The following is an 18,591-nucleotide window of genomic DNA, read 5'->3' as shown; positions in this document are numbered from 1 at the left end:
CTGTCGACGGAGAGGCAGGTCTTCAGGCCGCGATGAGGCCTGCCTGGATGCCCCGAATGGCAGCCACAGTTCTATCTGTTGTATCAAGTCGGTCGAAGATCCTTCGCAGATGGGTGTCCACAGTGTGCGGCGAAATTCCCAGGATGCTGGCGATCACCGAGTTCGACTTTCCGAGTGCAACCCATGACAAGATCTCTTTCTGCCGTTGACTCAGGTCTTCCGGCGTTTCGGGCGATTGGTCGGGCGCGGACAAGGCTTCCGATGCGGCGGCAAGGGCGGTAGCAATTCTCTGCACCAGCTTCCGATCCAACGTGACTGGGTGAATTGCCGAGACGGGACTTCTCGTCAAATGTTTCCGATTGTCGCCGATCCCTATTGCTTCCAAAGCCGCGCGCAATTCGGCGAGTTCCACTTGTAGATCGTCTGGTTGTTGTTTCATTTCTCACCCGGCTTGATCGATTGCGGGGAGGTCGCATCGCCTGACCCCTCGGGGTTTCAAATGGGGGAGCGTTTCGGCTTCAGCTTTGGAAAAGCGGTCAAATCTCCTTGAAATTCGGCCAACCTGAAATTGAGCTCAGGATCATAGTTGATCCGTTGTTAGCCGTGTTTCAGGAGCCATCAGGGATTGGCGAGTTTTTTCACCCTTGTCCGGCAATCCAATGAAGCTGTCGTATGCTCTCAAGCGGGGGCATGGCGGTTCCCATAGATCTTTCTACAGAAGGCGGCCACGGAGGTCGCCACCGTCAGAAAGGTTGGAACCGATGACAAACACCCTCAAGAACACCGTATTCGCCGCCCTTGCCGCTTCGCTCGTCCTGGTCGCCCCGATGGCCGCCAATGCCGGCGACATCGGTGAAAAGGCCCTCAAGGGCGCTGTGGCCGGCGCCGTGCTGACGGAGATCACCGGCGGCGACGCGAAAGACGGCCTGGCCCTCGGTGCTGCGGCCGGCGCCCTCGGCGGCAAGATCGCCGAGGACCGGGACCGCGAAGACCGCAAGGACGACCGCAAGAAGGGCGGCAAAAAGCACAAGCGCTGATCCCGCAACGAGACAACCGGAACGGTTCGCCCCTTCCAACCGACGCTGGAGAAATCCGGCATCTGCTTCAAACCCGGTGGGCTTCAGGCTCGCCGGGTTTGTTGCGTCAGGGTGGTTCAGGATGCCGGAGAGACGTGCAAATGCGGGCGCATGACCCGAACAGTCCGGCCTCTATTCAGATCGTTCGTCCTATGTTAGGGGCGCTTCTGTTGCGGGCCGCTCCCTGAAGTCACTGGGCGGCTGTCCGTACCACCTCCGGAATGCCGTGCTGAAGGTACTGGCGTCGCTATATCCGAGAAGATAGGCAATCTCGGTGAGCGGAAGCGTGCTGTTGAGCAGATAGTCCCGGGCCAGCGCCTTTCGCAGATTGGCAACGACCGCTGCGAAGCTCGTGCCTTCTTCGGTCAGTCGGCGTGCCAGTGTTCGGGCGCTCATCCCAAGTTCAGCCGCAATCGCATCCTGCTGGGCCGTGCCGGATGCGAGGCGCGCCGTAATCTGCCTCTCAACCATCCGGGCCATGCTGTTCGGCGTTTGCGGCATCTGGGCCAGCGTGTTCTCGCAAATGACCGAAAGCGTCCGCTGCAGGTTGTCGTCGGCCGTCAACAGCGGCACATCCATATCAGCCGTCTTGAAGGCAATGCTGTTCTCCGAGGCACCAAACAGGACATTGCAGCCAAAGAACCTGTCGAGGGCCTCAGTGCCGGTCAGCCGCTGATGTGCGAACTCAACCTGTTTCGGACGGATTTGCCGATTGGCGTAATCCCGCAAGGCGAAGACCGTGCCAACGGCTCCAAACTCGGCATATTGCCCGGTCGGAATGCTCGCCGGTACATCGTAATGCCAGGCCAGCCGGGCAAGTTCCGGGCCTTCTTCCAAGGCCGTCTTGCTCGCGTCACCGATCACGCGCTGAAAACGGGTGATGTTTCGAAGGTAGCCGCCGATGGTTGGGGCAGAAACGCCGACATAGGCAAGCAACCCGGCCTTTTTGACCAGATCCGGCGACTGTGCCATGCGGAACCCAAGGAGGTCGTCCCCCGTCAGGGCCCGCGCCTTTTCGAACAACATTGCGGTTTTGTCGAACGACCAGCGAGCATCCGGGTCTTCGAGAAGAGATCTGGCAATCCCAAGTTCTTTCAGAATAACCCGTTGGGAAATGCCTGTTTTGATCAGCTCCTCGACCAGAACCTGTCCCCAGATCGCGCTGTGTTTTGGAATCTCGGGTTTCATTCCTGGTCCGTGGTCTCGGTGGTTGACGTTTTGGACCACGTTAGAACCCGTCTGGCCTTCTTACCAGTTGCCAAGGCAGCGTTCGAACAGCGCAATGCCCGCTTCGTTCGACACCCTCGGTTGAACGGGTCGCGCTATATCGTCCGGGGAAGCTACTCAGCCCCCTGCCTAGTCGCAAGCCAAGTTCCCATAACAACACATTTCTCACCGTCGCTCGTACTTCGAATTGCGTCTCAGCCCTCAACCTGCGGAGCTACCCTTGAAATGCGCAAATACATCGGCGATGATTTCGCTTGAGCCAAGCGGAGATCCAAAATCCCAACAGCACCGCTTGTGCTGCCAAAGAGGTAAATTCTGTGGATGAAAAAACTGATGCAGTAATCCGTACTATCGATCACTTAGTGCGTAGCAAAGCGGCTGCGATGCTTGATGATAGGATGTACGCAGATTTGGAGGGGTTTTGCTCGGATGCGCGGGATGCTGCGGAGCGCGGAGACCTCGAGAAGGCACATAGGCTTCTACATTATGCTCAGACTTTCATAGAGGAAGAAAACTCGGCATCAGGCACCGAGTGAACGATTTGTGTGGTTGCCGCCTCTGACGCAAAAGATTTTTTATCCTTCGGCGATGTGATCGAATGCGCCTCTCTGATTGCGGCTCTGCCAAGCGGGTTGGCCATGCGCCCGGCAGGGGTCATGGTTATCTTCGAGGTCACCTGTGGTATGCGCCTCATGAAGGTTGTTTCCGTTCGGGAGATTTTAAGCTGGTTGCGTGGAGATGAGCGCCCTTTGATGCGCTGCATGACCGTCGCAAGCGGTGAGCTTCCGCGACAGATTTGTAGGCTAAAGCGAACCGGCTGAAGGCCGGTGGTTTCGATCCATTAAGTGGAAAGTTTGATGCATGTTCAATCCCGATATCCGGATGTGAACCGCCCTGTCCGGCAAGGCATCCCTCAACTCCAACGAATGAACCGGACCATCAAGCGTGGGTCACGGCCCTTAGAAAGTCATTCCCTTGGATTCCAGGACAAGATTTCCGTTCGAGTCCAGAACGTGAAACTGATTGTCGATGGACCAGCCAAGTTTGTCAGTCAGCGCCTTCATTTCACCACCCGTAAGGTGAGCCGCGTCGGATACGAGCACGCGGGCAGAGACATGCACCTGCTCACCATCTACAAACATGGTCTTCTGGATTTCGATTGATGGCATGTCTCTCTCCCGTTTTTCGTTCAACTACACAGCCTTTTCATGGGCGATGCTGACGGTTCGCATGATGCGATCTACTACCAGGTATGGATCGGCATCCGAAGCCGGTCTTCTGTCCTCAAGGTATCCTTTCCAGTCATGAGTAGACGTGTAGAGTGGGATCCTAATCGAAGCGCCGCGGTTAGATGCACCGAAGCTGAACTGATCAATTGAGGCTGTCTCATGCGATCCGGTCAACCGGCGTTCATTTCCGGCGCCGTAGACCGCAATATGTTCCTGGTGGAATGGGCGAAACCCTTCGCAGAGCGCCTCAACGTATTCCTTGCCGCCAGTGTCACGGAGATAATCGAACGAGAAGTTCGCATGCATGCCCGAGCCATTCCAGTCCCCCGAGATCGGCTTCGGGTCAAGCGTGGCAATCAGATTATACTTCTCCGAAATCAGGTGCAGGAGAAAACGCGCGACAATGAGATCATCCGCGGCGCGAAGAGCCCCCTTGCCAAAGCATTGAAATTCCCACTGGCCCAACATGACTTCGGCGTTGATACCGGTCACCCCCAGGTCGGCTTCAAGGCAAGCATCCCAGTGCTCGTCGATCATTTCCCGCGCCTCGACGCGGTGGGCTCCGACGGCGCAGTAATACGGACCTTGCGGTTCGGGGAAGCCTCCGTCCGGGAACCCTACAGGGCGACCGTTTGACGTCAACAGGATGTACTCCTGCTCGAAGCCAAACCAGAATTCAGCCTCACGATCGCGATCGATTTTGTGCCGCGTGTTTGTTTCATGGGGCGTTCCATCCCGATGAAAGACCTCGCAAAGCACGAGATAGGCGTTTGACCTAAACGGATTCGGATACACTCGGGCCGGCTTCAGGATGCAGTCGGAATCATGTCCTTCAGCCTGTTGCGTCGAACTGCCGTCGAACCCCCAGTTGGGCGTGTCTTCAAGCGCTCCCGTGTAGGCGCTATCAGGATGAATTTGCGCCTTGGTTCTTATGTTGACGACCTCGTAGCCATCCAACCAGATGTAATCGAGCCGGGCGTTGCCCATGTGTATTCCCCCCTTACACGCTTGATGTTTATGACAACAACGAACTCGCTACTGGCGACTGACCCTCCCCGCAGTCACTTCGTGGTCAATTGGGTGGGCGCAGTGGCCCTCGGATCATTCGATATGCGACAGCCATGGCATGCCGGCGAATGTGCTTGTGTTCGTCCACGCCACTCAGCGAAACGTCCAACCACTCTTCGACGGCCTTTTCCGTAACAGGCATTCCTTGTGCGGTCAGGCCCAGAACAGCTTCGATCGCAGCCGTGTAACCGGCTTTCGTTTCTTCCGTGTCGTCCCAGTTGAACATCGTCTTCGCTCCCCCCGCTCACGCTGATCCGCCGTCGGGCGGAGGCGTCGCGTTGACTATTGTAAAGAAAATGTGACAGCTTGCGTGCAAGTATCAAGATGTTTTGGGGGGGGGCGACAAATAGATACGATTCCACAGGTTTTGCCGATTTTCGGGCTGTTCGGCATCTTGGCATGCTCCGCATTTCTGATAGTTCGGATCGCGACCGTCTACGTGTCCGGGAGAGTGCATCGGGTGCGGGCGTCGGTAGAACTCCTAGCTTTCCTGGCGATCATCTATTTCCTGATCGGCCCTGTCCTGAACTGGCTTGGTGACGACGATCTCGCTGGCGCCCTTCAAAGGGCAGTCATGTCTGCTGCCGCCGTCTGTATCGCTTTCCTGCTCAACGGGATAATCCGCACAGTGCTCTGGGATGGATTGCTCTCGGACCACGGCCAGCGCCAGGTGCCTGTTATCGTGACCGAAGGTGTCGGGCTTGCGATATATCTCACCGCGATCGTTCTCGTGATGCATTTTGTCTATGACGAGCCAATCGGAGGGTTGCTGGCCACGTCCGGCGTGGTCGCGCTTGTCCTTGGTTTCGCGGCACAATCCACCTTGAAGGAGGTCTTCTCCGGGGTTGCCCTGAATGCCACCCAAGCTTTGCACATCGGCGATTACGTCGAGATAGATGGTGTTTATGGACAGGTCTATGAGATCAACTGGCGTTCGATCTCGGTCAAGAACCCCCATACGGACTCCTTGTATATCTTCCCAAACAGTGGCGTTGCCGATCGAACAATTCTGAACTTCAGCGAACCGACCGAACGCTTCAAATACTATGTGCGCTTTACCGTGGAGCTTTCCGCTCCGCCCGAACTTGTCATGCGCGCCATCGCCCACGAACTTGAGAAATCGAGGTATGTTCGCCGCGAGCCGAAGCCCGACTTCAACATGCTTGGATATACCAAGGAAGGTATCGAAATCCGCATTCGATACTATTTCGATGGTGACGATCCGTGGTGGGACGCGCAGAACGAAATGATCATGGCGATCTGGACCGCGATGCGGAAGCACCGGTTGCGGATTTCCGTCAATCGCCACCTGCTAGGCTCAGGAGACGAGTGGAGCGAACTGGACCAGCGCCAGGAAGTAGATTTTGGCGTCGAGAGCGTTCTTGGCGTTCTGCGCCGCTCGAAGAACTTTTCGGGCTGTAGTAATAAATCGCTTTCCGAGCTGGCTTCGACTGCCAGTGTTCTGTCTCTCAACCCGCCGGGGCGCTTTTTTGAACCGGGCGCAGCGACTGATGGGCTATTCCTTGTTCTGGATGGTCACGTCGCACTGTATCGGAAGGTACCGGGGCGCGGAGACTCGGAAATCAAGATCGAAGGCTGCTGTGCCGGTGATGTTTTCGGCCTTCAAAGCTTCATTGAGCGAACCGACCGGAAGCTTCTTGCTCAGGCGGAGCAGTATTCCGTGGTCGCGCATCTGTCGGAAGACGCGCTGCGCCGGCTGATTGACGACCACCCCGAATTGCAGGCGATGCTGGAAACAGACCTTTCGGTCCGGAGGGCTCAGAGAGAAAAGGACGCGGAGGCCGCGCAACGGCAGTTTCTGGCAACTCTATATGCGGATGAACGCCGCAAGCTCTCCGAAGACATCCGTCAGAATGTCGATGAGATGCTGGAGCGCCCCGCCCTGCACCATTTCCTGAGCCTTCTTTCCTCAAAGGTTCGACACGAGGATGTCCTGACCGCGACGATGGCAGGGGCGGCGATCGTTGCCGCATGCCGGGGGGGCAGTGATCAGCAGGAGGAGGCCTATCTCAGGCGCGCGATGGCAGAGGCCGACCTGCTCAGGCATATGGACCTTGAACATGGCCTGGATCTGTTCCGAACATACACAAGTATGGACGACGTGAGTGCCCCGGACGGCGAAGTCTTTGCCATGCTCGACCGGGCCAGCGAGATGAAAGGCGGGCCGAATATCGTGCAAGCCGTCGCCGTGGGGATGACCGGCGTTCACGGCGAACCAACACAAAAAGAACTTCAAGCACTTCGTGCGATATCGAAGCGAACCGGGGTCGAAGTGCCGCGTTGGGCGAGAGAGATCAAAGGACAGCAGGATGGGGAATGAGGCAGTGAAATCTGGTCTGGTTTTCACGATCGGGCTGACTGGACACCGGGATATACGCCCTGATGCTTTGGCACAGGTTCGGGACGCGATCCGGACGGAACTTGAGGCCTTGAAGGCGCGTTTTTCAAACCTTCCGATCGAACTTGTAACCGGCCTGGCCGACGGGGCGGATACCCTGGCAACAGAGGTTGCGCTGGAGATCGGCCTTCCTGTTCGCGCGGTGCTGCCTATGCCAAGGGCGCTCTACGAGGCCGATTTTGAAGGGGCGGCGCTGGAGGATTTCAAGCGACTTGCAGAAGACGAACGAGTCGTGATCGAGAAACTCCCCCTTCCGCCCGGTGAAACAGCAGACCTGCAGGTTCACGGTCCGGCGCGGGATGCATTGTATGGACGATTGATGGACTACCTCGTGCGTCGCTCCAACGTGCTTGTTGCCCTGTGGGATGGCGAAGTGACCGGCCTGACAGGCGGAACGTCCGATGTGGTTGTACGGTATCTTGCGAATTCCGATATTCAGGCCGACGAGGCCAGGCCACATGAGATATTCGATGACGCAGACCTTGCCGAGGATCGCACGGATCTGGTCGTCTGGATCAAGACACCACGGCAATCCGGTGACCCTCACAGCGCCAAAGTCGATACCAACTATCTGGTTCAGGCCGGCACCACGGGTCTTCTTTGCCGCCTGTCAGCCATACCTGAAACCGTTCTCCAACGTTGGGATGAGTTCTCAGAATATGCTTCCGAGCGGAATTCTGATCTCGGTTCAGACTTGCCAGCCTACCCGATCTCTGTGCCCGAAGATGCCGAGATTGCAGAGATAACCGCATCGATCGATGCTGATTTCGTCCGGGCCGATCAATTGGCCTTGATAAACCAACGCCAATCGGATCGCCTCTTTAAGCTGTTCGGTCTGATGGCCGCCATGATGGGACTGACCTTTCTGCTGTACGCAAAGATTGCTGCGCTGAAATGGTTCCTGATCGCCTATATTCTTCTTTTCGCAGCTGGCTATGTCCTGTTCGAGATTGGCGCCCGCCGGGGATGGTTTGGTCGTCACTTGGCCTTTCGTGCCCTTGCCGAAGCCTTGCGCGTGCGCTTTTTTATCGTTCTTTCGGGCAGTGGCGACGCGTTTGAAACCCGCTACCTGTTGGGGCTCACCAGCATAGAGCGCTTCGCACGGTTCGGATGGATACGCGATGCGATCCGCTGTACCGAGCCACTGACCTACGAAAGCGACGTCCCCACCCGGCGACGCATCGCCGAAACCACGGAGCGTTGGGTCAAGGACCAATCCGCCTATTTCCACAAGAAACACCGCCAGCTTCACCATGAGCACGAGCGCTTGGAAGTAGTTAAGAAAGTGCTGTTTCTGGCTGCGTTCCTCGGAGCGGTGTCACTCTTGTTCTTCAAGAAGTCGCTCTACCACTTTCATATTGGTGAACTCGACGGCAAAACCCTGGTCGTCTTCCTGATGGGGCTTTTGCCGCTTTGGTTGGCGATTTGGGAAATCTATCAGACGAAAATGGCCATTCGGGAGTTGCTTTGGCAATACGCCAACCAAGGAACCCTGTTCGAGATGGCCGAAAAACGTCTGGAGGCTACTTCTGACCCCACTCACGCTCAAGATGTAATTGGCGACCTCGCCGAGCGGTCGCTCATGGACGTGGTTCAGTGGAGCACACACCGCTATCACCGCGAACACGAACCACCTTCAGCAGGATGACCACGACAATCCAAAGAGCCAATCAGGAGTTTGCGGAGAGGCTTTCAAAGCTTCGTCACGATATCCGGACACCGGTCGGGCATATCATCGGCTATGCAGAGATGATCGAAGAAGATCTGCCGCCGGAGCTTTTGAAATCCTTTTCCGGAGACCTCCAGGCGATCCAGAACGCCGGCCAAAGGATGCTGGCGCTGGTCGAGGATCACCTCGGCGCCACAAAGGAGACAATCGAGGAAATTAACGTCTCCGAGGCACAGTTCCAGTTTCGCCTGCAACTCAACCATGTCAACGGCTATGCGGAGATCATCTTTGAAGAGGCTGTAGAAACCGACAACGAGGAATTGATCTCGGATCTCAGGCATATCACCGCCGCTGCACGGGTGGCACTGGAGCTTGCCGACAACATTCCGGGGGCGTTGCTTTCAAGACGCTGTTCTGACACCCCTAAACCAGCTTCGATTGAAAACGGGACTGTTGAGCGCGAACCCGCTCTGGTCACTAGCCAGATCGGACAAGGCGGAGAGATCATCGTCGTGGATGACGACCCGGCCAACCGAGAGCTGCTTGCTCGGCGTGTAAAGCGAATGGGATACTCCGCAAAGACAGTCGCCAGCGGCGAGGAGGCACTTGTTCTTCTTGAAACGGAAAGGTTCGACCTGATCCTGCTGGATTACATGATGCCTGGACTTTCTGGCCTCGAGACCTTGCAGAAACTGAAGAACTCAGCGCGCCTAAGAACGATCCCGGTAATCATGTTGTCGGCGTCCGATGATATCAGCAAGATGGTGGATTGCATCTTGCATGGCGCAGAGGACTACATCTTCAAACCGTTCAACCCGATCCTTCTTCAGGCCCGGATCAGCGCCTGCCTCGAAAAGGTCCGGCTACGTCAGAATGTTTCCAGGCAGTTCCGATTGTTTATATCTTCGCCCGGGGATGTCATCCCAGAGAGGCGCGTGGCAAAGGCGGTAATCGGACGCCTAAATGAGGAGTTCTTCGGTCGGGCTTTCCTGATCCCGATTCTTTGGGAGGAGGAACCACTGCTCGCATCCGAAACGTTTCAGGCGCAAATTCATCCACCTCGTGAGACGGAGATCTACGTGGGAATTCTTTGGTCCCGCATCGGCTCTCCACTGCCGGAGTCCATCATCCGGCCCGATGGAACGCGCTATGAATCCGGGACGGCCTTCGAATTCGAAGATGCGCTTGAGGGGTTCAAGGATGTCGGCTCACCGGATATGCTGATCTATCGAAAGCAAGGTGCGCCGACCTTGTCATTGCAGGATCGCGACATGGTCCTCGATCGCCTCGACCAGATTGACCGGCTGAACGCCTATCTTGACCGTTGGTTGATTGGCGAGGACGGATCCTACGTCGGCGCATTTCACAATTTCGAAACAGAAGACCAACTTGAGACGATGCTCGAGTTGCATCTCCGCAAGCTCGTGGAGGCACGGCTATCCGATGGCCCCGCAAAAGAGAGAATTTCGGGGATAGTGGACGAGGCGGGCAACACCCGGACGGCGGACTGAATGAAACACGCGGGAGGCGAGGTATGGCAAAAATACTTCTGGTCGAAGACAACGAAATGAACCGGGACATGCTGTCTCGGCGTCTCAAGAAGAAGGGCTTTGACGTCGTCATGGCATTTGACGGGCAACGCGGGGTTGAAATGGCCTCGGAAGAAAGCCCGGATATCATTCTGCTGGATATGAGCTTGCCGGTCATGGACGGATGGGACGCGGCCGGGCACATGAAGGCAAATAGTACAACGAAAACCATCCCGATCATCGCGCTGACCGCCCATGCCATGGCTGGCGACAGGGACAAGGCGATTGGTGCAGGTTGCGACGACTACGACACGAAGCCCGTCGATTTCAAACGGCTTTTGGAAAAAATTGAGAAATGGCTGAACTTGCAGGTGTGATCCGGTCCATGAGAGACAACCTTGAACGGAATTGTTGATGAACGTAGTTGATCTGCTCTGGCTGGTCCTCGCAAGCGCCCTTGTCTTTCTGATGCAGGCGGGGTTCCTGTGCCTGGAAACCGGGATGACCCGTTCGAAGAACAGCATCAACGTTGCCATCAAGAACCTCGCCGATTTCTGCCTATCGACTTTCGTGTTCTGGGGCGTTGGGTTCGGATTGATGTTCGGCTTGAGTCAAGGCGGCTGGTTCGGGACTGACTTGTTCGCTCTGGACCTCTCCGCATCCTCACCGTCTCTGGCCGTATTCTTTCTGTTCCAGGTCATGTTCTGCGGCGCCGCGGTAACGATCCTTTCGGGCGTAGTGGCAGAGCGCATGAAATTCGGCGCTTACCTCTTCGTCTCGTTCATCGTGGCCGGGGTTCTGTACCCGATTGCCGGACACTGGACTTGGGCCGGGCTGGCCGGGTTTGGCGGGTCCGGCTGGCTTGCGGATCTGGGGTTTGTCGATTTTGCGGGCTCGACGGTGGTGCATAGCGTCGGCGGCTGGGCGGGACTTGCGCTCGTGTTGGTCGTCGGGCCACGCATTGGCCGGTTCGATCATGGAGCGAACAAATCCAAGATTGTGCCCTCGAGCATGCCGCTCGCCACTCTTGGCGCGATCCTTCTTTTCATCGGATGGCTTGGGTTCAATGGCGGCAGCACATTGGCGCTGAACGAAAACGTGCCAGGAATTCTCGTCAACACGGTGATCGGAGGATGCATCGGTGCGATATCCGCTGGCGGGTTGAGCTACGCCGTGAGGCACAGTCTCGACGTGGACCAGTTCATCAATGGAACGCTCGGCGGTCTCGTTGCGGTTACCGCAAATTGTTTTGCTGTTTCGACTGGCGCGGCCGCCCTGATCGGTTTGGTTGGCGGTATGATCGTCTTCTTCTTCAGCCAGATCCTTGAGGGGTTGAAGATCGACGACGCGGTTGGAGCCATTCCTGTTCATCTGGGTGCCGGCATCTGGGGAACGATGGCAACGGGTCTCTATGGAGACCTAGAGACACTCGACACCGGGCTGGGCCGGCTGGAACAGATTGCTGTTCAGGCTCTTGGCGTGCTCGCATATGGCGTTTGGACGTTCGGTCTCGCTCTAATCGTCTTCTATCTTGGCAATCTGGTTTTTAGGTTTCGGGTTGATGCGGAGGGAGAGATCCTCGGACTCAACATTACCGAACACGGGATTAGACATGAGAGCGAGGTCATCCCCGCGGGGCCGCCATTGCTGGAGAGTGAAGCGTGAAGATCTTGCGCGCGGACCTTTATCGGGGCGAAAGGAGCGTTGCGGTGCGTTTCAGAGAGAACCGGCGATGGCTGGTGCTTTTCGGCATGGCAGCGTTTGGTGGCGCATTGGCAGCCCCCGTGCAGGCAATCTCGAAGGATATCCTGCCTGACGTGGGGCGAAGGCTCACCATTTCTGGCCGACAGAGAATGTTAATCCAGAGGTCTGGAAAGCTGGTCTGTCTTTCGCATCATAATCCGGATGCCCATCGGCTCCTCATGGCTGCTCGGGAGTCGATTGAACTGCACCAGAGATCACAGGCAGCACTCCGAGAGGGTGACATCGATCTGGGACTGGTTCCCGAAAACAACTCACAGATCCTGCAGGAATTGGACAGGGCCGAACAGCTATTCAATCCATTCGGCGCCGCAGTACTCGATGCCGTCGAAAGAAGAACAGTTGCGGCTGAGAACCTGGAGGCAATCGCAAAACTGAATGGTCCCGCGCTCGTCGCGATGGACAGGGCCGTCGCCGCGATCGAACGTGTCTACCGCAACCAGGATCTCTCGGAGCAACGAGCGATGTTGATCAACATCGCTGTTCGTCAAGGTATGCTCTCCCAAAGGCTGATGCTGCAACTATGTCTGAACAGGTTCAATCCGGCCGACGAGGATGTATTCAATGACTTGTTTCTCGCGATGAACAGATTCACTGTTTCGTTGAATATTCTGCGTCGGGTTTCCCCACAGAGCGTGCCTCCCGGGGCGCGGGAAAAACTCGTCAATACCCTCGAAGGGGCCGACGAACTCTGGAAAGAGCTCCGCATCGAATCATCACGAGCCACCCGGCGCATTTCGGGCCTGTCGGGCTCCGACATGCTGGAAATCGATCAGCGGTTCGAAGAATTGCTTAAGAAATCGAATGATGTTGCCCTGCTTCTCGAAGGAGCCGCAAAGTGACGGACGTTTCAAAAAAGACAAATGATGGAGACGAGAAATCCCACGGGTTGAGGATCGGAACCAAGCTTGCAGTCATTACTATTTTGATTTCTATGGTTGCAGTCAGCCTGTCGTCGCTTCTGGCCGGCAACACGTCAAATCAGGCCCTAAAATCCGCAGCTTTTGAACGTTTGACGGCGGTAAGGGAACTCAAGGCTCAACAGATCGAAGACTACTTCGCGCAGATCCGCCGCCAGCTGGCGTTTATCTCAGAAGACCGCTCCTTTAAGGTCGAGATCCAAAACCTTCGAAGCGGCCTCGTTCACCTGAGTACGGTCGTCGATCGGGCCGACACGGATCCGACGCCGGGCCTGTTGGATTTCTACGCCGAAGATTTCCTGCCCAAGTACCAAGAATCGGATGGCGCTGCAGAGAGCGATATTGATTTGCAGTCGCTCTTGCCGCGAGATTCCGCCGGAAAATTTCTTCAGGACCGGTACATGGTCAATCCGACCTCGCTGACTTCAAGCGTGGACGCATTTGGGCGTTCATTCTCCAAGATCGACACGGTTCTCAGTGAGTTCAAGGAACGCTTCGGATTCTATGACGTTCTCCTCGTCGAACCAACCCGGGGCCGCATTGTCCATTCCGTGGATCGCGAGATCGACTTCGGAACAAGCCTGTTTGACGGTCCGCACTCCGACACGCACCTTGCCCGCTCCGTGATTTCCGCTTTGGCAGGAAGACCCGGGGAAGTCGTACTGGCCGATTTCGAGCCGTTCCTTCCTTCCTATGGTGTTCCGACGGCCTTCGCGGCGATCCCGATCTACGACGGGCCTACCCTGCTTGCAGTGCTCGCCGTCGAGTTGCCGCTGACAGGCATCAACGCGATCATGACCTCGAACAAGGCCTGGAGCGACGTGGGGCTCGGCGCAAGTGGCGAAACCTATCTTGTCGGGCGAGATCTCATGCTCAGGAACCAGTCCCGGTTCCTGATTGAGGATCGAGAGAGATACCTGGAAATGATCACCCAGGTCGGCCTTCCAGAGGAGACAGTCGATCGGATCGCGCGGACAAACAGTTCCATCGGCCTGCAGCAGGTCGATACTGCCGGAACACGGGCCGCGCTGGCAGGACAGACTGGAACCGAGGCCTTCCCTGATTACCGCAATGTCGAGGTGCTCTCGTCCTATCGCCCTCTGGAACTTGCCGGCCTCGATTGGGTGATCATGAGCGAAATCGATCGTGACGAGGCGCTCGCGGATGCAGACAAACTGATTGACCGCCTCATCCTTGTGGCTTCGGTGATCTTGGCTTTTGCCATCTACGCGTCCTACCTCTTCTCGATCTCCCTCACGAGACCTCTGCGGTCCCTTTCGTCGAATGCCGCAAGGTTGACGGCCGGCCGGTTCGACACGCCGATAAATCCGGAGACCAGAGATGAAATCGGGGATCTGGCGCGGAACTTCGAAACCTTGCGCTTGTCCATGATCAAATCGCTGGAAGACGTCGAACGCCAGAAAGAGACCCTCGAAAACACGGTCGCGGAACGAACCATCGAGCTCAATGATGCTTCGGCACAACTAGAGCTTGCGCTGTCGAAAATGTCGAACGGTATCTACATGCTCGATGGTGACATGAACTATGTCCTTGCCAACCAGCGTTACACGGAAATGTTTGGGATGCCTTCAAGGTTGGTAAAACCAGGCCAACCGGAAGAGGATGTCATTCGCTGGCACGCCGAGAACGGAGAATACGGTACTGGAGACACGGAGCAACTGGTACGCACACGGCTGGAAACTCTATCCGAAGGTCACTCGTCAACCGTTGTTCTTAACACCTTGGCTGGCCGAACGATTGAGATACGGACGACGCCAATCAGCGGAGGTGGGCTTGTCGGGGTCGCCACCGACATTACGACAATCAAGCGTAACGAAACCAAACTCCTCGAGCAGAATGAAAACCTGAAAGAGATTCAAGGTGAATTGAAGGCCAGCGAGCAACGCGTATCCAAGATCATCGAAGCGAGTCCGATCGGCATCATAACCATCGATCAGAAGGGCACCATCGAGACGTTCAGCTCTGCCGCGGAATCGATCTTCGGCTACTATCACGCAGACATTATCGGCAAGAATATCAAAATTCTTACGCCCAAGGAAATCGCCCTAGAGCACGATTTCTATCTGGAACGACGCACTCCGGGCCGCTCCTCCACCGTTGTCGGCCAACGGCGGATTGTTGATGGGATTCGCCGCGACGGGACGGTGTTCAAGCTGGAACTGCGGGTTGAAGAGGTGCAGGTCGGAGATAAAGTCTTTTACATCGGCATGGTCGAGGACATCACTGAGCGTCTCGAACTCGAGCGCCAAGCTGAACAGGCCCGCGAACAGGCGGAACTCGCCAACCAGGCCAAGAGTGCCTTCCTGGCCAACATGAGCCACGAACTCAGGACCCCGATGAACGCGATCATCGGCTATTCCGAAATGCTTGCCGAAGACGCCGAAGACGATGGGTTGGACGAGATGCTGGACGATCTCGGCAAAATCACAGCGGCCGGAAGACACCTGCTCTCGCTGATCAACGACATCCTCGACCTTTCCAAGATCGAGGCCGGGAAGATGGACCTGTTCCTCGAAGATTTCTCGGCTTCAGAGATCGCCCAGGATGTGGCCAGCACTGCCGCCAGTCTCATTGAGAAAAACTCCAACAAGTTGATCGTTGATATTGATCAGGACCTTGGGACGCTCCGTGGCGACGTCACCAAGATCCGGCAAATCCTTTTCAATCTCATCTCCAACGCAGCGAAATTCACCAGCGATGGCGCCATTACTCTTGAAGTAAAAACGACATCACTGAACATGGAGCCCGCCGTTCGGTTCGCTGTTTCCGATACGGGTATCGGCATTCCCGAAGACAAGCTCGAGCACATATTTTCGGAGTTTTCGCAGGCGGACGAATCCACAACGCGCAACTACGGCGGCACTGGCCTGGGGCTTGCTCTGACAAAACGGTTCTGCGAACTCATGGGGGGGGCTATCCAGGTTGAGAGCAAGCTGGGGCAAGGATCGAGCTTCATCGTCACCCTGCCGACGCAAGTCGAGAAACAGCATCTTGGCTTGGAAGCCGAGGCAAAAATCTCCGATGTTTCGCCGGACAATCCTTTGCCTGAGAACGATGCAGATGCACCGGACACAAAGCTGCCGGCCCTTGCTTTCCGTGGCAATTCGGTGCTGGTTATTGATGACGAGGCGACAGCGCGAGAGCTATTGAAGAAGCGTCTCGAGGCTGAAGGCTGTAATGTGATCCTTGCCTCTAGCGGCGCCGAAGGACTGGCCCTCGCGGAAAAGCATAAGCCGTCTCTCATCACGCTGGATGTCATGATGCCGGGAATGGATGGCTGGACGGTCCTTCGCCGCTTGAAGGCCGATCAGAACCTCAGTGATATTCCCGTCATTATGGTCTCAATGGTTGGGAACAAGGCGATGAGCTACTCACTTGGTGCCGTGGAATCGCTTCAAAAACCGGTTGATCGCGCAAAACTCTCTGAATTGATAAAAAAGTTTGCAACCAATACAGGCAAATCGGCTCTTGTGGTCGAGGACGACCCAGCAGCCCGTGCGACGATGATGAGGACCCTTCAAGCTGACAACTGGGACGTAGAAGAAGCCGAAAATGGCGAGATCGGGCTCGAGAAGACGAAGGAACGCAGTTTCTCCATCATTCTTCTGGATCTTATGATGCCAGTTGTGAATGGTTTCGAGTTTCTCGAACGGCTTAGGTCCAGCGATCATCCCTCCGCGGAAAGCCCTGTTATTATCGTCACCGCAATGCAACTGGACGCGTCTGAACGCAAACGCCTTCACGCCAATGCGCATGAGGTCGTTCAGAAGACAGGGGATAGCATCGAAGAGGTGCTGGAAGAGATCCTTGCCCTAATCCAAAACAGAGCCGAAAGCTTTGGAGCGAAGGAACAATGACCGACGATTTCCAATCCAACGTGACAAGTCCCATCGAGGCCCTCCGCGGCAGTGCCTCCGATTGGGATGCCTTCTTGGCAACTCGTCCGAACGTCGTTTCAGATTTTGTGGGTGCAGATCTGTCCGAAATCGATTTGGAAGGACGAAACCTTTCCGGACAGAACTTTTCAGAGGCCGTGTTCTTTGAAAGTCGACTTTCACGCGCCAATTTGAAGCATGCCAACCTCAAGAACACGGATTTCTCTGGGGCCCAGATGTCCGCTGCGGGTCTCTACAAGGCAGATGCGACATCGGCGTCGATGATGTCTGCGGACCTGTCGGGAGCCGACCTGACCGAGGCGTCTCTGGCTGGTGCCGACCTTCGTGGGGCAAACCTCGCCAAGGCAGACCTAACCCGAGCCGATCTCAGAGGTGCCAACCTCTCCAATGTAGATTTGCGTGACGCTTGTTTGGCCAATTCCAATGTCACCGGCGCGAAGTTTCAAGCTGCAAGGTTGGAAGGCGCGAACGTTACTGGAATTACCTATGGAAGCCTCCGAGATATGCGCGGTTGTTATTTGGGAATCCGTGGCCTTGATTCCACATACGGCAACGCTCTTTTTTTGCGCGATGCGCGAGATCAAGATTACATTGACACATTAAAAAACTCTATCGAATCAATGCCCAATGGAGCAACGCGGACAACAGAAGAGTTCTTGTTCTGGATCTGGGGTCTTTTTGATTATGGCCGAAGTCTTGCAAAGGTTGGAATATACGCGTTCGTGATAGCTACAGTCTACGGAATTATTTATGCTTTTGATATGAATATGGGCTGGGGGATGATGGACTATTCAAACTCCGCCCAAAGTTGGTTCACGCCGTTTTATTATTCCATGGTTACCTATACTACGCTCGGTTATGGAGACGTGACTGCAGAAAATGTACTGGGTGAAATTCTTGTAATTAGCGAAGTTGTGTTGGGGTATTTCACTCTCGGATTGCTTCTCTCCATAATTGCAAACACAATAGCGCGAAGGAGTTAAGGCCAGAATTATTGATTTCAGGCTCAGTTTTCAGATTCTGGACAAAGCTGGCTCGTCGTCAGGCCCTCGGCTTTAGGTGGTTCAGGCTTTCCTTGAGAATGAGCTTGTCGAGTTCCAACTCTGCCACGGTTCTGCGGGCTTACGCGGCCGCGCTGCGGCCACGGTCCCTTGAACTCTTCAGCCGGGCGTTCTCTTTCTCAAGATTGCGCATTTCCGACAGCTGACACCTACCCATCCCGCCGAACCGACGCCGCATTCGCCATTGTCTCTCGGACCATTTATGGATGGCTCCCGCATGGCAAGGTTATTCGTGGTTTCTGGCGTCTGGTCGGTTGCGGCCATTTATTCGGCGTCTGATCTGCAGCACGATGTCTGCGCGCCCTGATGAAAGTCCGCTGGTCGCCTTGGGTCCCGATCAATGGCACGCGCTCGAAGGCGCTCCGGTCCGAACAGGGGTAAGCGTCCGGCCTGACCGCCCCTACGATGCAGTTTTCCAAGGTAGCAGATCATCGACGCGATTGATCTTGTAGTCCGGGATACGGGCGAGTGTGTCGGCGAGCCATGCCTGCGGATCGACGCCATTCAGTTTGGCGGTTTCGATCAGTGTGTAGGCGATGGCGGCGGCCTTTCCGCCGGTCTGTGATCCGACGAACAGGTAGTTTTTGCGCCCAATTGCGACGGACCGCATGGCGCGTTCTGCGGTGTTGTTGTCCAGTTCCAGAATGCCGTGATCGAGGTAGGGCCGCAGCCGCACCATGCGCGTCAGGGCATAGCGGATGGCTCCCGCCAGTGG

17 protein-coding genes are annotated in these 18,591 nt (G+C 56.0%); 9 read left to right on the top strand and 8 right to left on the bottom strand.

What is annotated here, in order from left to right; all coding sequences use genetic code 11:
• Positions 1-22: 22 nt before the first annotated feature.
• The gene (locus BLR85_RS21450) at positions 23-439 is read right to left on the bottom strand and encodes a helix-turn-helix transcriptional regulator (RefSeq protein WP_093162161.1); all 417 of its coding nucleotides are present in this window, start codon (positions 437-439) and stop codon (positions 23-25) included.
• 322 nt (positions 440-761) lie between these two features.
• Here BLR85_RS21450 and BLR85_RS21445 point away from each other — a divergent pair, with 322 nt between their 5' ends.
• Positions 762-1,037 (top strand): glycine zipper domain-containing protein, encoded by a 276-nt coding sequence (locus BLR85_RS21445; RefSeq protein ID WP_093162158.1) that lies wholly within the window; start codon positions 762-764, stop codon positions 1,035-1,037.
• Positions 1,038-1,226: 189 nt separating this feature from the next.
• Here BLR85_RS21445 and BLR85_RS21440 read toward each other — a convergent pair whose 3' ends face one another.
• The 6 genes from BLR85_RS21440 to BLR85_RS29975 all read right to left on the bottom strand — a co-directional run bounded on the left by BLR85_RS21440 (position 1,227) and on the right by BLR85_RS29975 (position 5,417).
• Positions 1,227-2,264: an AraC family transcriptional regulator gene (locus BLR85_RS21440; RefSeq protein WP_093162155.1), complete on the bottom strand. Its 1,038-nt coding sequence runs from the start codon at positions 2,262-2,264 to the stop codon at positions 1,227-1,229.
• 529 nt (positions 2,265-2,793) lie between these two features.
• Complete coding sequence (locus BLR85_RS28630; RefSeq protein ID WP_139188495.1) at positions 2,794-3,066, bottom strand: hypothetical protein; 273 nt, start codon at positions 3,064-3,066, stop codon at positions 2,794-2,796.
• A gap of 196 nt (positions 3,067-3,262) precedes the next feature.
• Complete coding sequence (locus BLR85_RS21430; RefSeq protein ID WP_093162149.1) at positions 3,263-3,472, bottom strand: hypothetical protein; 210 nt, start codon at positions 3,470-3,472, stop codon at positions 3,263-3,265.
• A gap of 24 nt (positions 3,473-3,496) precedes the next feature.
• Positions 3,497-4,519, bottom strand: a complete 1,023-nt coding sequence (locus tag BLR85_RS21425) for a glutamine synthetase beta-grasp domain-containing protein (protein WP_093162146.1) — start codon at positions 4,517-4,519, stop codon at positions 3,497-3,499.
• 85 nt (positions 4,520-4,604) lie between these two features.
• Positions 4,605-4,826 carry a hypothetical protein gene (locus tag BLR85_RS21420; protein WP_068317998.1) on the bottom strand — a complete coding sequence of 74 codons (222 nt, stop codon included), beginning with the start codon at positions 4,824-4,826 and terminating at the stop codon, positions 4,605-4,607.
• A 255-nt stretch (positions 4,827-5,081) separates the two neighbouring features.
• Positions 5,082-5,417, bottom strand: a complete 336-nt coding sequence (locus BLR85_RS29975; RefSeq protein WP_244520821.1) for a hypothetical protein — start codon at positions 5,415-5,417, stop codon at positions 5,082-5,084.
• A 6-nt stretch (positions 5,418-5,423) separates the two neighbouring features.
• Here BLR85_RS29975 and BLR85_RS21415 point away from each other — a divergent pair, with 6 nt between their 5' ends.
• From BLR85_RS21415 to BLR85_RS21380, 8 genes are read left to right on the top strand one after another with little or no spacing between them, the layout of a single operon-like run.
• A complete protein-coding gene (locus BLR85_RS21415) occupies positions 5,424-6,941 on the top strand; it encodes a mechanosensitive ion channel domain-containing protein (protein ID WP_342028810.1) in 1,518 nt (505 codons plus the stop codon).
• A gap of 4 nt (positions 6,942-6,945) precedes the next feature.
• The gene (locus tag BLR85_RS21410; protein WP_170844682.1) at positions 6,946-8,667 is read left to right on the top strand and encodes a hypothetical protein; all 1,722 of its coding nucleotides are present in this window, start codon (positions 6,946-6,948) and stop codon (positions 8,665-8,667) included.
• Positions 8,664-10,199, top strand: coding sequence for an ATP-binding response regulator (locus tag BLR85_RS21405; RefSeq protein ID WP_093162137.1), 1,536 nt, complete (start codon positions 8,664-8,666; stop codon positions 10,197-10,199). Before BLR85_RS21410 ends, BLR85_RS21405 begins: the two co-directional genes overlap by 4 nt.
• Before the next feature lie 23 nt (positions 10,200-10,222).
• Positions 10,223-10,594 carry a response regulator gene (locus BLR85_RS21400; RefSeq protein WP_093162134.1) on the top strand — a complete coding sequence of 124 codons (372 nt, stop codon included), beginning with the start codon at positions 10,223-10,225 and terminating at the stop codon, positions 10,592-10,594.
• Positions 10,595-10,631: 37 nt separating this feature from the next.
• Entirely contained in the window at positions 10,632-11,882 is a 1,251-nt protein-coding gene (locus tag BLR85_RS21395) for an ammonium transporter (protein WP_093162131.1), read from the top strand.
• Positions 11,879-12,820 (top strand): type IV pili methyl-accepting chemotaxis transducer N-terminal domain-containing protein, encoded by a 942-nt coding sequence (locus BLR85_RS21390; RefSeq protein WP_093162128.1) that lies wholly within the window; start codon positions 11,879-11,881, stop codon positions 12,818-12,820. Before BLR85_RS21395 ends, BLR85_RS21390 begins: the two co-directional genes overlap by 4 nt.
• Entirely contained in the window at positions 12,817-16,776 is a 3,960-nt protein-coding gene (locus tag BLR85_RS21385; protein ID WP_139188493.1) for a response regulator, read from the top strand. Before BLR85_RS21390 ends, BLR85_RS21385 begins: the two co-directional genes overlap by 4 nt.
• Positions 16,773-17,798: a pentapeptide repeat-containing protein gene (locus BLR85_RS21380; RefSeq protein WP_093162122.1), complete on the top strand. Its 1,026-nt coding sequence runs from the start codon at positions 16,773-16,775 to the stop codon at positions 17,796-17,798. The genes BLR85_RS21385 and BLR85_RS21380 overlap by 4 nt, the downstream gene beginning before the upstream one ends.
• 478 nt (positions 17,799-18,276) lie before the next feature.
• Here the strand turns inward: BLR85_RS21380 and BLR85_RS21375 are convergent.
• The coding region (locus BLR85_RS21375; RefSeq protein ID WP_139188492.1) for a transposase domain-containing protein at positions 18,277-18,591 on the bottom strand (315 nt) is incomplete at its 5' end.

This window comes from Aliiruegeria lutimaris (genome assembly GCF_900099935.1).
In the GTDB taxonomy this organism is placed as follows: Bacteria; Pseudomonadota; Alphaproteobacteria; order Rhodobacterales; family Rhodobacteraceae; genus Tropicimonas; species Tropicimonas lutimaris.
The sequence above is the reverse complement of the archived record's forward strand: the minus strand, read 5'-3'. Positions and strand labels throughout refer to the sequence as shown.

Coding starts and splice junctions, on each gene's coding strand:
- BLR85_RS21450 (WP_093162161.1), bottom strand. CDS start 439: ATGAAACAACAACCAGACGATCTACAAGTGGAACTCGCCGAATTGCGC.
- BLR85_RS21445 (WP_093162158.1), top strand. CDS start 762: ATGACAAACACCCTCAAGAACACCGTATTCGCCGCCCTTGCCGCTTCG.
- BLR85_RS21440 (WP_093162155.1), bottom strand. CDS start 2,264: ATGAAACCCGAGATTCCAAAACACAGCGCGATCTGGGGACAGGTTCTG.
- BLR85_RS28630 (WP_139188495.1), bottom strand. CDS start 3,066: ATGCAGCGCATCAAAGGGCGCTCATCTCCACGCAACCAGCTTAAAATC.
- BLR85_RS21430 (WP_093162149.1), bottom strand. CDS start 3,472: ATGCCATCAATCGAAATCCAGAAGACCATGTTTGTAGATGGTGAGCAG.
- BLR85_RS21425 (WP_093162146.1), bottom strand. CDS start 4,519: ATGGGCAACGCCCGGCTCGATTACATCTGGTTGGATGGCTACGAGGTC.
- BLR85_RS21420 (WP_068317998.1), bottom strand. CDS start 4,826: ATGTTCAACTGGGACGACACGGAAGAAACGAAAGCCGGTTACACGGCT.
- BLR85_RS21405 (WP_093162137.1), top strand. CDS start 8,664: ATGACCACGACAATCCAAAGAGCCAATCAGGAGTTTGCGGAGAGGCTT.
- BLR85_RS21400 (WP_093162134.1), top strand. CDS start 10,223: ATGGCAAAAATACTTCTGGTCGAAGACAACGAAATGAACCGGGACATG.
- BLR85_RS21395 (WP_093162131.1), top strand. CDS start 10,632: ATGAACGTAGTTGATCTGCTCTGGCTGGTCCTCGCAAGCGCCCTTGTC.
- BLR85_RS21380 (WP_093162122.1), top strand. CDS start 16,773: ATGACCGACGATTTCCAATCCAACGTGACAAGTCCCATCGAGGCCCTC.